This is a genomic window from Mesorhizobium sp. M0185, assembly GCF_040322175.1.
Taxonomy (GTDB): Bacteria; Pseudomonadota; Alphaproteobacteria; order Rhizobiales; family Rhizobiaceae; genus Mesorhizobium.
In genome coordinates, this window is record NZ_JAMYSY010000047.1 from 34,717 (window position 1) to 46,751 (window position 12,035).

The window sequence follows — 12,035 nt, forward strand, 5'->3', positions numbered from 1 at the left end:
CAGACCGCGCCCGCTCTGGCGGCGTGGCCACCATCGAACGGCTTTCGATGTCGCCGCTATTGGCTGAACGGGAACAACGCGCGCACCCTTGGATCGCGCAGATACAGGCCACCCCAGAGGACGGCGCCGAGATAGACGCCGAACAGTATGTGCGAGAACAAAGGGCTGCCGATACGCACATGCGTGGCGACGGCGCCGCCGAGATAGGCGGTGAGCAGGATGGCGCCGAGCACCGAGGTGCGTGGCAGCGCGTAAAGCGCTGTCGAGACCAGTCCAATGATGCCGAGCATGCGCGAGACATTGGCATCGGCCGGCCAGCCGAGCTGCACCATGGTCTGGGTGACGATTTCGAGCGGCGGTAGCTTGATGACGCCGTCGAAGATCATGAACAGCACGATGACGGCGCTGAGCACGCGGCCGGCCCACAAGGCACGCGATGAGACGGGTGCTGCCTGAGACATGGTCATTGACGTTCCCTCCGGTCGTTGTGAGCACTGGCTCCTTCGCCAGCTCGAACCAAGGACGCGGCCCAGGATGGCGATCCGACATGCCTCCAGTTCTTTTTCACTCCCGGGGACGGCGACCTGGGATGTACAAGTTCAGCCAGCAACGAACCTGGCAAGTCCACCTTGCGAGGTGAGATGGAGGGCGTTATTGAAAATCCGTAGGGGTGTCTTCCGACGCTCGACGAAAGCCGCCGCCTGATCGCACAACGAAAGCAACCGATGGCCGGAGAGACCGACCTGAAAAAGTTGCTGGCGGCAATGACGCCGGAATTGCTTGCCGGCGTTCATGTCTTCACCACGTTGCCACCCGATGCGCCCGTTCCCGACAGGCTCCACCCGGTGATGCTATTTCGCGAGCGCGAGGGCACGACGCTGATCGTGCTTGAAGACCATGCCAAGGCCGCTGGACTGAAAACCGTGTTCCGCTGCCGGATGCTGACGCTGAACATCCATTCGTCGCTGGAAGCGGTCGGCTTCCTCGCCGCCATCACCGCGCGGCTGGCCACCGCCGGCATCGGCGTCAATCCGGTCTCGGCCTTCTACCACGATCATCTGTTCGTGCCCGCCGACCGGGCGGAGGAGGCGCTGGAGTTGCTGTTGGACCTGGCGGAGGAGAACCGGCTGTGACGCCGTCGCCTTGCTGCCTATTTGAGACGCCTATGCCCCTCATCCGCCTGCCGGCACCTTCTCCCCGTGAACGGGGAGAAGGGCGCTAACGGCCGAAGGCCGAGCCCGCGACTGCGGGCCGCCGGCCTTCCGACGCCCCGCGGAGGCCAGCCGCGTAGCGGCGATACGGCCGTGAGCGAAACAACCGCCGAAGGCCGAGCCTGCGACCGCAGGCCGCCGGTCGTCCGGCGCCCCCGCGGAGGGCCAGCCGCGACAGCAGCGATACGGCCGTGAGCGGAAAAGCAAGCTGAGCAAAAATCGCGGCCGAAGGCCGAGCCTGCGACCGCAGGCCGCCGGTCGTCCGGCGCCCCCGCGGAGGCCAGCCGCGCTAGCGGCGATACGGCCGTGAGCGAACTATGCCGCCTTCTTCTTCGGCTGGATCAGCCCGCGCTCGACCAGCAGCTCCGCGATCTGCACGGCATTCAGCGCCGCGCCCTTGCGCAGATTGTCGGAGACGATCCACATCGACAGGCCGTTGTCGATGGTCGAGTCCTCGCGGATGCGCGAGATGAAGGTGGCGTCCTCGCCGGCCGATTCCAGCGGCGTGATGTAGCCGCCGTCCTCGCGCTTGTCGATGACCTGGCAGCCCGGCGCCTCGCGCAGGATCTCGCGCGCCTCATCGGCGGTGATCGGCTTCTCGAACTCGATGTTGACCGCTTCCGAATGGCCGATGAACACCGGCACGCGCACGCAGGTCGCCGTCAGCTTGATCTTCGGGTCGAGCATCTTCTTGGTCTCGGCCACCATCTTCCACTCTTCCTTGGTGAAGCCGTCGTCGAGGAAGACGTCGATATGCGGGATGACGTTGAAGGCGATACGCTTGGTGAACTTCTTGACGTCGACCTGGTCGGCGACAAACACCGCGCGCGTCTGCGTGAACAATTCGTCCATGCCTTCCTTGCCGGCGCCGGAGACCGACTGGTAGGTGGCGACGACGACGCGCTTGATGGTGGCCGCGTCATGCAGCGGCTTCAGCGCCACGACCAGCTGCGCCGTCGAGCAGTTCGGGTTGGCAATGATGTTCTTGCGCGTGAACAGCGAGATCGCATCCGGGTTCACTTCCGGAACGATCAGCGGCACGTCCTGGTCGTAGCGGAAGGCCGACGAATTATCGATGACGACGCAGCCCTGCTTGCCGATCTTCGGCGACCATTCCTTGGAGACGTTGCCGCCGGCCGACATGATGCAGATGTCGGTATCTGAAAAATCATATTGGTCGAGCGCTCTGACCTTCAGCGTGCGGTCGCCGAACGACACTTCCGTGCCCTGGCTGCGCCGCGAGGCCAGCGCCACCACCTCGCTCACCGGAAAGCCGCGTTCCTCCAGTATGTTGAGCATTTCCCGGCCCACATTGCCCGTGGCGCCGACGATCGCAACCTTGAAACTCATCGAAATCTCCTGTCCCTCTCCGCTCGGTTTCTGGAGAAAACCCGCCGGCCGATGCGGGTTTCAACCCCCGGGCCGGACCCGGGAGAGGGTGGTTAGGCCAAGGGAATCAGACCGTTTTGGTGGTCGTTTTGCCGGATTTTTTGAGCAAGAACATGATTTTGCTGGAACGAGGAGACGCAGCGACCCGCCCGGCCCAATGGTTCGCATTGGGGCCGGGGATGTCGAAGGCAGAAAGCGCCATCAAAAGGCCGCGCATCGAAAACTATCCCGTTCGGTGCCGGCTTTTACGCGGTTTACGTCTAGAGTCAATCGCAAGCAGGCCGACCCGCCGCCCTGTACAATGACGGCGGCACCAAGTACGAACGAGCATCGTCTGGCTCGTGGCGCCCGTCTGTGGCGCTTGCCGACATTTGACCCGTCGCCGGGTATTCAGAATCCGAATTTCGAAAGAGCAAGATGTCCAACTTCGAAGCTATTGTTCCCGCGCTGGCAAAGGCGCTGGAAAAACGCGGCTATGTCGAGCTGACGCCGGTGCAGAAGGCCGTTCTCGAGCTTGGCCAGGCCGATGCGCTGGTTTCGGCCCAGACCGGCTCCGGCAAGACCGTCGCCTTCGGTCTGGCTTTGGCGCCGACCCTTCTCGATGGCGCGGAGCGCTTTTCCCACGCGGCGGCACCCCTGGCGCTGGCCGTGGCGCCGACGCGGGAGCTGGCCCTGCAGGTAACGCGCGAGCTGGAATGGCTCTACGAACTGACCAGCGCCACGGTGGCGTCCTGCGTCGGCGGCATGGACATGCGCACCGAACGGCGCACGCTGGAGCGCGGCGCCCATATCGTCGTGGGCACGCCCGGCCGCCTGCGCGACCACATCACCCGCAATTCGCTCGACATGTCGGCGCTCAAGGCAGTGGTGCTCGACGAGGCCGACGAGATGCTCGATCTCGGCTTTCGCGAGGATCTGGAATTCATCCTCGATGCCGCACCCGCCGATCGCCGCACGCTGATGTTTTCCGCGACCGTGCCGCGCTCCATCGCCACGCTGGCCAAAGGCTACCAGCGCGATGCGGTACGCATCTCGGCCTCCGGTGAGGAAAAGCAGCATCTCGACATCGAATACCGGGCGCTGAGCGTCGCCCAGGCGGATCGCGAAAACGCCATCATCAACGTGCTGCGCTTTTACGAGGCCAAGAACGCGCTGGTGTTCTGCAACACGCGCGCCGCCGTCAACCATTTGACGGCGCGCTTCAACAATCGCAACTTTTCCGTCGTGGCGCTGTCCGGCGAGCTTAGCCAGAACGAGCGCAGCCATGCGCTACAGGCGATGCGCGACGGCCGCGCCAAGGTCTGCATCGCCACCGACGTCGCGGCACGCGGCATCGACCTTCCCAATCTCGAGCTGGTGATCCATGCCGACCTGCCGACCAACCCGGAAACGCTCCTGCACCGAAGCGGACGCACGGGTCGTGCGGGACGCAAGGGCGTCAGCGCCCTGATCGTGCCCAATAGTGCCCGCAGGCGCACCGAGCGGCTGCTGCAAAGTGCCGGCCTTGCGGCAACCTGGGCGAGCCCGCCGTCGGCCGACGACGTGATACGGCGCGACGACGAGCGCATTCTCGCTGATCCGGTCTTCAGCGAGCCTATGAAGGATGAGGAGCGCGGCTTCGTCGAGGCGCTTCTCGATCAGCACGGGCCCGAACAGGTTGCCGCCGCCTTCGTGCGGATGTGCCGCTCCAGCCACTCGGCGCCGGAGGATCTTCTCGACGTGGCAGCGTTCACGCCGTCGGGCGAAAAATTTGCGCGCCGGGACGAGACACCGAGCCGCCGCGACGATTTCGGCGACAGCGTCTGGTTCTCGCTGTCGGTCGGACGCCGGCAGAATGCCGAGCCGCGCTGGCTGATCCCGATGCTGTGCCGGACAGGCGGCATTTCCAAGCGCGAGATCGGCGCCATCAAGATGCAGCCGGAGGAAACCTTCGTGCAGATCGCGGCGGACTGGGCCGAGCGTTTCCTCGCTGCGATCGGCCCCGACCGGAAGCTGCAGGGCAACATTGCGGTCAAGCGGCTGGACGGCACGCCGGATTTGTCGCGGGCCGGCTATCAGGAACCACGGCCCGACAGGAAGCCGCACCGCGGCAAGCGCACCTTCGATCAGAACACGCCCAAATTCGAGAAGCGCGCACCGGCCGACCAGCGCCCGGCATTCGAGGCGAAGCCCTGGGCCGGGAAACCGGCCAAGGCGAAGGTCGAAGGCGGACCTGCGAAACACAAGAAATCGAAGAAACGGCCGGGGTAAATAGCCAGCACTCTCCATTTCCGCACGCCCCTTGCGGTCTGCCGGAACTTTGCACAGTCTGGGGCGGGGAAATGGGGGTGGGCAGGACATGCGCGGCGAAGTTCTTCATTACGACGAAGACCAGGGTTTCGGCTTCATCACCGGAGCCGACGGCAACCGCTACACTTTGGCGCGCGAAGATTTGCGCCGCGAAGCATCGGTTGCCGGAGGTACGACCGTCGAATTCCAGCCGGCTGGCGGACGGGCACGCGATGTTTTTTCGATCCGTGCCCAACCTGCCAGTGCGCCCGCCGACGCCTCCACTGCAACCGCCGCGCCGTCTCAGGCCGGCAATGCGCCAGCGGCACGTCAGCCGCAACATTTCGGCCGTTCCGCGGAACAAAGTCCGGCCGAGTCGGCTGGCCTGTGGAGCTACTTCTGGCGGGGTCTGACCAAGAATTACTTCAACTTCGCCGGCCGTGCCCGCCGCAAAGAGTATTGGGGCTATTGTCTGTTCTGGACGATCGCGCTGATTGTGGTCATAGGACTCGGCGTCTTTATCGACGACGCCATGGGCAATCTCGACAACAGTGAATTGCCGGCAGTGACGGTCGGCCTTTCCGGTCTCTTCCTGCTGGCGACAGCCCTGCCGTGGTTCGGGCTGAACGTGCGTCGCCTGCACGATACCGGCCTGACCGGCTGGCTCTTCCTGCTTTTCCTGATCCCGACCTTCGGCACCGTGATCATCCTGATCTTTGCGCTGATCCCGAACCAGCCGCGCGAGAACAAGTGGGGTCCGGTGCCGGCGGGTGTCAGGGTTTAGCGATCGCCTTCAGCACCTCGCTCGAAAGCCTGAGGAAGACCTTCTGGCCCTGGCGCTCCGCTCCGAGTCCGACGTAGAAGCGCAGCGCGCCTTCGTTGCAGTCCTCCGTGGTCAGATCGATACGGCCGATGCCTTCGCGCATGCAATTGCCAGCGAGGAATGCCATCAGCGCTCGACCGACACCGCCATCGCGGGCGGTATCGCGCACGAACAGGTCCTTGAGGAACAGCAGCCGCTCGAGATCGATGCCGGGATGCGCGATCGCAACCGAGGCCAGCCCGCAAACTCCACCATCGACGAAGGCGAGCGCAAAATGCGGATAGGCCGGACTTTCGTCGCCAAGCCATTTCTGTGCCGCCGACAAAGCTTGGCTGGCGTCGAGTGGCGGCTGCCGGTAATGCACCGCCATTTCGCAAAGCATGGCGGCGAGTGCCGCCGCATCCCCGGTCGTCGCCCAGCGGACGTCGACCGACACGGGATCAGCCCAGGAACTTGGCGATGATCGCATCGCCCATCTCAGCGGTGCCGACCTCGGTCATCCCCGGCGAATGAATATCCCTGGTACGCAAGCCCTGATCGAGCACGGCGGCGATCGCGCCTTCCAGCCTGTCGGCCTCATCAACCATGCCGAAGGAATAGCGCATGCACATGGCGAAGGAGGCGATCATGGCGATCGGATTGGCGATACCCTTGCCGGCGATGTCGGGCGCCGAGCCGTGCACCGGCTCGTAGAGCGCCTTGCGCTTCTTGGTCTTGACATCAGGTGCGCCTAGCGAGGCCGACGGCAGCATGCCGATCGAGCCGGTCAGCATGGCGGCGATGTCGGACAGCATGTCGCCGAACAGATTGTCGGTGACGATGACGTCGAACTGCTTCGGCCAGCGCACCAGCTGCATGCCCCCGGCATCGGCCAACATGTGATCGAGCTTGACGTCGGCATAGCGCGCCTTGTGCGTCTGGGTGACGACCTCGTTCCACAGCACGCCTGATTTCATCACATTGCGCTTTTCCATCGAGGTGACGTGGTTTTTGCGCGTGCGTGCCAACTCGAAGGCAACGCCCGAAATGCGCTCGATCTCGAACGTGTCGTAAACCTGGGTGTCGATGCCGCGCTTCTGGCCGTTGCCGAGATCGATGATCTGCTTCGGCTCGCCGAAATAGACGCCGCCGGTGAGCTCGCGCACGATGAGGATATCGAGACCCTCGACCACCTCCTGCTTGAGCGAGGAAGACGCCGCCAGCGCCGGATAGCAGATTGCCGGCCTGAGATTGGCGAACAGCTCCATGTCCTTGCGCAGGCGCAAGAGACCGGCCTCGGGCCGCACCTCATAGGGCACCGCATCCCATTTCGGCCCGCCGACGGCACCGAACAGCACCGCGTCCGCCGCCATCGCCTTGGCCATGTCGGCATCGGAAATCGCCGCGCCATGCTCATCATAGGCGCAACCGCCGACCAGGCCCTCATCGGTGGCGAAATCGCTGTCGAGGCTGTCGTTCATGGCGGCGATCAATTTCTTCACCTCGGCCATCGCCTCGGGGCCGATACCGTCGCCGGCAAGCAGGAGAAGATTTTTCGAAGCCATGAGAACCGTCCCAATCGTTTAGCGCATGAACGCGGCCTTGCTAAAGGCCAAGCGGGTTCTGCGCAAGCCCGCGCTTTGCCGCCCGGTGTCGCTACCGGTGCGAAAGGATATTGACCAGCCTGCCGAACGGGTCGCGTACGAAGAAGCGCCGCACGCCCCAGGGTTCGTCCGCCGGACCGTATTCGATGGCAAAGCCGGCCTTTCTCATGCTTTCAAGCGCGTCATCGATGTCGTCGACTTCGATAGAGATGTCCGGCACCGGCGTTCCTGATCCCCCTTCGGCCATGAAACTGACCTGCACGGACATCGTCTCTTGCGAGCCGTAGGTAGCGATCCAGCCCATATCCATCTTGAGATCGAGGCCGAGCACATCCTGATAGAAAGGTTTTGCCGCCGCGATATCCTGCGTGTCTATGTTTGCAACGATGCGCCTGACCTTCACCATGGGCCGATCCTCGTGCTGACCGTGTCGTTGTCGCAACCGTGACAGGCATCAGGCTGTGCGCCGCAGCGCCGTCACCTCGATCTCGATCTTCATCTCCGGCTTGTTGAGCTGACACACGATCATCGTTGCCGCCGGCCTGATCTCGCCAAAGGCCTCGCCGAGGATCGGGAACACCACATCCACGAAAGCCGCATCGGTGATATAGTAATGTGCCCGCACCACATCGGCCATCTCGAAGCCGCCGTCCCCGAGCGCCTTGGCGATCGTCGCCAGGCAATTGCGCGTTTGTGCCTCTACGGTCTCCGGCATCGACATGGTCGCATAATCGTAGCCGGTCGTTCCGGACACGAAACACCAGTCGCCCTGCACCACGGCGCGCGAATAGCCGGCGGTGTTCTCGAAGGGCGAACCGGTGGAGATCAGTTTTCGCATAGGTCCTCCTTTTTTGCAGCGTAGGCGGTTTGGCGAAAGCGGCGGTGACGGCCGATCTCCCCCCAAGTGGGGAGATGTCCGGGGCGCGCGAAGGATCGCGGCAGAACGATCTAATTCGCCGACCCCAGCGCCTTGTCCAGCGCTTCCTTGACGTCGGCCGGCCATGTACTCACCGCTGGCCACGCGTCCGGCTCGGGCTTGTCGCCGCGGCGGGCGAAATAGAGCTTCTGGTTGACCGGGTCAACGGCCATGAAGCCGTCATTGCCGCCGCAATCATGCGGCACGCAGCCGCTGGCAAAAAAGGCGCCCGAAGCGGTCTCCTCAGTACCGCCGCCGACCAGCAGGCTGGTCGCGATGTCGGGCATGTCCTTGCCGAGCAGCGTCTCGGCTAGCCTGTAGACGGCCTCGTTGTGGAAGGCATCAATGATGTTGTCGTATTTCGACGGATCGATGTCTTTCCAGTCGGTGCCCGGCTCCGGCATGTAGGTCAGATTACCGGACGTCGTCAGTCCGTCCGTCGGCGACCATTGCAGCGCCGGCTTGGAATCACCCGGCAGCAGATAGGGCACGAAATAGATGGCGCTGTCGGAGATCGCGGCCGGCGGCGCGCCGCATTCATCCTGCTCGACCGTGGTCGTCTGGATCGTGCCGCCTTCCGGCTTCCACACGATCACCTTGGCCGGGCCGCATTGATTGCCGCCGTCGCCGACATCGACCAGCGCCACCTTGACGCCGCCGACCTCGACGATCTTGTCGAAGAAGACGTCGTAATTGCGCGCCAGTTCCTTGCCGTCGAAGGCGAGCACCCGTTCCCCGTACTCTTCCTCCTGGGTGATAGTCAGTTGGCCGCCCTCGAACGGCATCGGCGCCTGTTTGTCATTGTCGGCTAGGGCCGCATTGCTCAACGCGCCCTGGTCGGCGGCCCCGCCGGACGCATCGTCAGCCGGCACGAGCACCACGTCGGTCTGTGCATGCGCGCCTGCCACCGGCATCAGAATCCACGCCAGCGCGCAGGCCCCGGCAAGAAGCGAACGTGTCATGACTGTTCCCTCCGTTCAGCCGCCACGAACCCGGCCTGTCGCGGCCAGGTCATCGTACCGCTCAGGCCCAGGGGCGCTCAGCAGCGTTCTTCTTCTCGAACGAAGCGATGGCGCCGGCCTTCTCCATGGTCAGACCGATATCGTCGAGCCCGTTGAGCAGGCAGTGGCGCTTGAATTCGTCGAGGTCGAACTTGACCACGCCCCCGTCCGGCCCGCGAATTTCCTTGGCTTCGAGATCGACCGACAGCGTCGCGTTGGAACCGCGCGAGGCATCGTCCATCAGCTTCTCCAGGTCTTCCGCGCTGACGGTGATCGGCAAGATGCCGTTCTTGAAGCAGTTGTTGTAGAAAATGTCGGCGAACGAGGTCGAGATGACGCAGCGGATGCCGAAATCGAGCAGCGCCCACGGCGCATGTTCCCGGCTCGAACCGCAGCCGAAATTGTCGCCGGCGACCAGGATCTGCGCCTTGCGGTAGGCCGGCTTGTTGAGCACGAAGTCCGGGTTTTCCGAGCCGTCGTCCTTGTAACGCATTTCGGCGAACAGGCCGGTGCCGAGCCCGGTGCGCTTGATCGTCTTGAGATAATCCTTGGGGATGATCATGTCAGTGTCGACATTGACGATCGGCATCGGCGCGGCGACACCGGTGAGCTTGGTGAATTTTTCCATGGTTCTTGCCCGTCTTCTTCTCGTTGCGGGGAATTGCTGGCGCCCGGTTTACACAATGCCGCGGGCAAATAAAAGACGGCTGTTTTTGGACTTCCGTCGTCGATCGAAACACAAAATCGGTACAAAACAGCTTCAAAACCACCTGCCCATGGTGCACTTTTGTCGACATGACAACGCGATCCACGATCCTTTACGCCAGCGAACCGGGCCTCGGCATCGCCGAGTTCCGCCGCGTTCTGGTGGAATCCGGCCTCGGCGAGACACGGCCCGTCGATGATCATGCCCGTTTGAAGGCGATGCTCACGAGTGCCGACCTGGTGCTCACCGCGCGCATCGATGCACCGGGCAAGCCGCTGGTTGGTGTCGCTCGCGGCATCACCGACTTTTCCTGGGTCTGCTATATCTCCGAGCTCGCTGTTTCTGCATCGGCGCAAGGGCTGGGTATCGGCAAGGGCCTGATGGATGAGGCACGCCGGCAACTCGGACCTTCCGTTGCCATCAGCCTGATCTCCATACCCGACGCCGTCGGCTTCTATGAGCGTATCGGCATGGAGCGCATGCCCAACGCATTCTGGTTCGGCCGCAAGCGCTGAAATCCACTCCCAGCGACCTCAACCCGCGCATTCTGCCTCTTGACATGCAACCAAATGGTTGCATATTAGAGTCATGAGCATGGATGCTGTCTTTCGCGCCTTGGCCGACCCGACACGCCGGCGATTGCTGGACAGCCTTCATGCCAGGAACGGGCAGACGCTGAACGCGCTGTGCGGTGAGATGGACATGACGCGCCAGGCGGTGACCAAGCATCTGGCGATCCTGGAAGAAGCAAACCTCGTCGCCACCATCCGCAAGGGACGCGAGAAGCAACATTATCTGAATCCCGTTCCCATCAACGAGATCGCCGAACGCTGGATCGGCAAATTCGAGCGGGGGCGACTGGGCGCCCTCGGCGATTTGAAGAAACGTCTCGAAAGGGAAGACTGATGAGCAACATTTTCGTTTATGTCACCTACATCCGCACTTCGCCCGAAAAACTCTGGCAAGCACTGACCGCGCCGGAGTTCCAGCGGCAATATTTCCTCGGCGCTCAGATGCTAAGCGACTGGAAACAAGGTTCGGCGTGGAAGATGGTTTACACCGACGGCCGGGTCACCGACAGCGGCGAGGTCCTCGAGATCGATCCACCCAAGCGCATCGTGCTCAAATGGCGCAACGAGTTCATGCCCGAGGTCAAGGCGGACGGCTACACACGCTGCACCTTCGCCCTCGAGCAGGAGGGCGAGATGATGAAGCTCGCCATCACACACGAAGCCGATGGACCGCACAAGCTGCTTGGCCATGTGGCGAACGGCTGGCCGCTCATCCTGTCCAGCCTGAAGAGCCTGCTCGAAACCGGCAAAGGCCTGTCGCGCCCGGCGTCGAAGGCTTGAGGTTGTTTCGATAGCGAAACGTTTCTGGAGGACAGGTGATGCACGGTTCCGCGGTGCACAGCATGACCAATGGCGAGACCGTCATGGCGAGCGCCGATGTTCGCGCGCCGCCCGAGCGGATATTTGACGCGCTCGTTACACGCGAGGTCGAGCGCTGGTGGGGGTCCGCCAGGACCTACCGGATGACCGGATGGGCGGCCGACCTCCGCGTCGGCGGCCGCTGGAGCGTCACCGTCGAGACGGCGGCCGGCAGACACCTGCCCGCCAGCGGCGAATTCCTGGAGATCGAAGAGCCGCGCCGGATCGTGCAGACGCGGAGATACGACTGGGACCATCCGACGCTTGGCCGCCGCGAAACCAAAGTCGCCTGGCTGCTGGAGCCGATCGCCGGCGGCACACGCGTCACCATCTGCCATGGCGGCTTCGCCGGCCTCGCTGCTGCCGCAACGAAGCATGCCGAAGGCTGGGCCCGGGTGCTGGGCTGGCTTCAGGCGTATCTTGGTACGGGCGGCTTGGTGGCGGCTCAATCCACCAAGCAACGGTAGCATCCCTTCGCGCCAGCGTTAAATTACATTCAATTCCCGAAACGGCCGCCCGTCGGCGATCCGGCTGTACCCGAACGCCGAGCAATCCACCGTGCGATAGCCGCCATGCACGATCAGTTCGGCCAGCGCCTTGCCGACCGCCGGAGCCTGCTGCAAGCCGTGGCCGGAAAAACCGTTGGCGAAGAGGAAATTGCCGACCTCCGGGTGCGGGCCGATCACCGCGTTCTGGTCGAGCGTATTG

The 12,035-nt window shown here is 63.5% G+C and carries 17 protein-coding genes; 7 read left to right on the forward strand and 10 right to left on the reverse strand.

What is annotated here, in order from left to right:
• Positions 1-56 precede the first annotated feature (56 nt).
• Positions 57-467, reverse strand: a complete 411-nt coding sequence (locus NKJ20_RS27230) for a DoxX family protein (protein ID WP_352748294.1) — start codon at positions 465-467, stop codon at positions 57-59.
• 258 nt (positions 468-725) lie between these two features.
• Between NKJ20_RS27230 and NKJ20_RS27235 the strand changes: the two genes are divergently transcribed.
• A complete protein-coding gene (locus NKJ20_RS27235) occupies positions 726-1,133 on the forward strand; it encodes an ACT domain-containing protein (RefSeq protein ID WP_352577286.1) in 408 nt (135 codons plus the stop codon).
• 393 nt (positions 1,134-1,526) lie between these two features.
• Here NKJ20_RS27235 and NKJ20_RS27240 read toward each other — a convergent pair whose 3' ends face one another.
• Positions 1,527-2,561 carry an aspartate-semialdehyde dehydrogenase gene (locus NKJ20_RS27240; RefSeq protein WP_023680535.1) on the reverse strand — a complete coding sequence of 345 codons (1,035 nt, stop codon included), beginning with the start codon at positions 2,559-2,561 and terminating at the stop codon, positions 1,527-1,529.
• A gap of 106 nt (positions 2,562-2,667) precedes the next feature.
• Positions 2,668-2,817: a hypothetical protein gene (locus NKJ20_RS27245; protein ID WP_352748296.1), complete on the reverse strand. Its 150-nt coding sequence runs from the start codon at positions 2,815-2,817 to the stop codon at positions 2,668-2,670.
• A 200-nt stretch (positions 2,818-3,017) separates the two neighbouring features.
• Here NKJ20_RS27245 and NKJ20_RS27250 point away from each other — a divergent pair, with 200 nt between their 5' ends.
• Positions 3,018-4,850, forward strand: a complete 1,833-nt coding sequence (locus tag NKJ20_RS27250) for a DEAD/DEAH box helicase (RefSeq protein ID WP_352748298.1) — start codon at positions 3,018-3,020, stop codon at positions 4,848-4,850.
• Positions 4,851-4,938: 88 nt separating this feature from the next.
• Entirely contained in the window at positions 4,939-5,652 is a 714-nt protein-coding gene (locus NKJ20_RS27255; RefSeq protein WP_352748301.1) for a DUF805 domain-containing protein, read from the forward strand.
• Here NKJ20_RS27255 and NKJ20_RS27260 read toward each other — a convergent pair.
• The 6 genes from NKJ20_RS27260 to leuD all read right to left on the reverse strand — a co-directional run bounded on the left by NKJ20_RS27260 (position 5,642) and on the right by leuD (position 9,819).
• Entirely contained in the window at positions 5,642-6,127 is a 486-nt protein-coding gene (locus NKJ20_RS27260) for a GNAT family N-acetyltransferase (protein WP_352748304.1), read from the reverse strand. The two genes, NKJ20_RS27255 and NKJ20_RS27260, sit on opposite strands and share 11 nt — an antisense overlap.
• A 4-nt stretch (positions 6,128-6,131) precedes the next feature.
• Positions 6,132-7,235 (reverse strand): 3-isopropylmalate dehydrogenase, encoded by a 1,104-nt coding sequence (gene leuB / locus NKJ20_RS27265; RefSeq protein ID WP_352707636.1) that lies wholly within the window; start codon positions 7,233-7,235, stop codon positions 6,132-6,134.
• Positions 7,236-7,326: 91 nt separating this feature from the next.
• Positions 7,327-7,677 carry a VOC family protein gene (locus NKJ20_RS27270; protein WP_352458340.1) on the reverse strand — a complete coding sequence of 117 codons (351 nt, stop codon included), beginning with the start codon at positions 7,675-7,677 and terminating at the stop codon, positions 7,327-7,329.
• 51 nt (positions 7,678-7,728) lie between these two features.
• On the reverse strand, positions 7,729-8,112 hold the full coding sequence (locus NKJ20_RS27275) for a RidA family protein (protein WP_352458324.1): 384 nt from the start codon (positions 8,110-8,112) through the stop codon (positions 7,729-7,731).
• A 110-nt stretch (positions 8,113-8,222) separates the two neighbouring features.
• Positions 8,223-9,152, reverse strand: coding sequence for an Ivy family c-type lysozyme inhibitor (locus NKJ20_RS27280; protein ID WP_352458325.1), 930 nt, complete (start codon positions 9,150-9,152; stop codon positions 8,223-8,225).
• A gap of 61 nt (positions 9,153-9,213) precedes the next feature.
• Positions 9,214-9,819: a 3-isopropylmalate dehydratase small subunit gene (gene leuD, locus NKJ20_RS27285; RefSeq protein ID WP_352450224.1), complete on the reverse strand. Its 606-nt coding sequence runs from the start codon at positions 9,817-9,819 to the stop codon at positions 9,214-9,216.
• 167 nt (positions 9,820-9,986) lie between these two features.
• On the opposite strand from leuD, the gene NKJ20_RS27290 reads away from it, so the two are divergent.
• From NKJ20_RS27290 to NKJ20_RS27305, 4 genes are all read left to right on the forward strand, one after another.
• Positions 9,987-10,412 (forward strand): GNAT family N-acetyltransferase, encoded by a 426-nt coding sequence (locus NKJ20_RS27290; protein WP_352450225.1) that lies wholly within the window; start codon positions 9,987-9,989, stop codon positions 10,410-10,412.
• 79 nt (positions 10,413-10,491) lie between these two features.
• A complete protein-coding gene (locus NKJ20_RS27295) occupies positions 10,492-10,803 on the forward strand; it encodes an ArsR/SmtB family transcription factor (protein ID WP_352450226.1) in 312 nt (103 codons plus the stop codon).
• Positions 10,803-11,249, forward strand: a complete 447-nt coding sequence (locus tag NKJ20_RS27300; RefSeq protein ID WP_352450227.1) for an SRPBCC domain-containing protein — start codon at positions 10,803-10,805, stop codon at positions 11,247-11,249. The genes NKJ20_RS27295 and NKJ20_RS27300 overlap by 1 nt, the downstream gene beginning before the upstream one ends.
• 38 nt (positions 11,250-11,287) lie before the next feature.
• Positions 11,288-11,794, forward strand: a complete 507-nt coding sequence (locus NKJ20_RS27305; RefSeq protein ID WP_352707631.1) for an SRPBCC family protein — start codon at positions 11,288-11,290, stop codon at positions 11,792-11,794.
• A gap of 18 nt (positions 11,795-11,812) precedes the next feature.
• Here NKJ20_RS27305 and NKJ20_RS27310 read toward each other — a convergent pair.
• The coding region (locus NKJ20_RS27310; RefSeq protein ID WP_352748311.1) for an FAD-dependent oxidoreductase at positions 11,813-12,035 on the reverse strand (223 nt) is incomplete at its 5' end.

Coding starts and splice junctions, on each gene's coding strand:
- NKJ20_RS27235 (WP_352577286.1), top strand. CDS start 726: ATGGCCGGAGAGACCGACCTGAAAAAGTTGCTGGCGGCAATGACGCCG.
- leuB (WP_352707636.1), bottom strand. CDS start 7,235: ATGGCTTCGAAAAATCTTCTCCTGCTTGCCGGCGACGGTATCGGCCCC.
- NKJ20_RS27240 (WP_023680535.1), bottom strand. CDS start 2,561: ATGAGTTTCAAGGTTGCGATCGTCGGCGCCACGGGCAATGTGGGCCGG.
- NKJ20_RS27250 (WP_352748298.1), top strand. CDS start 3,018: ATGTCCAACTTCGAAGCTATTGTTCCCGCGCTGGCAAAGGCGCTGGAA.
- NKJ20_RS27305 (WP_352707631.1), top strand. CDS start 11,288: ATGCACGGTTCCGCGGTGCACAGCATGACCAATGGCGAGACCGTCATG.
- NKJ20_RS27300 (WP_352450227.1), top strand. CDS start 10,803: ATGAGCAACATTTTCGTTTATGTCACCTACATCCGCACTTCGCCCGAA.
- NKJ20_RS27230 (WP_352748294.1), bottom strand. CDS start 467: ATGACCATGTCTCAGGCAGCACCCGTCTCATCGCGTGCCTTGTGGGCC.
- NKJ20_RS27275 (WP_352458324.1), bottom strand. CDS start 8,112: ATGCGAAAACTGATCTCCACCGGTTCGCCCTTCGAGAACACCGCCGGC.
- NKJ20_RS27290 (WP_352450225.1), top strand. CDS start 9,987: ATGACAACGCGATCCACGATCCTTTACGCCAGCGAACCGGGCCTCGGC.
- NKJ20_RS27295 (WP_352450226.1), top strand. CDS start 10,492: ATGGATGCTGTCTTTCGCGCCTTGGCCGACCCGACACGCCGGCGATTG.
- NKJ20_RS27245 (WP_352748296.1), bottom strand. CDS start 2,817: ATGCGCGGCCTTTTGATGGCGCTTTCTGCCTTCGACATCCCCGGCCCC.
- NKJ20_RS27280 (WP_352458325.1), bottom strand. CDS start 9,152: ATGACACGTTCGCTTCTTGCCGGGGCCTGCGCGCTGGCGTGGATTCTG.
- NKJ20_RS27255 (WP_352748301.1), top strand. CDS start 4,939: ATGCGCGGCGAAGTTCTTCATTACGACGAAGACCAGGGTTTCGGCTTC.
- leuD (WP_352450224.1), bottom strand. CDS start 9,819: ATGGAAAAATTCACCAAGCTCACCGGTGTCGCCGCGCCGATGCCGATC.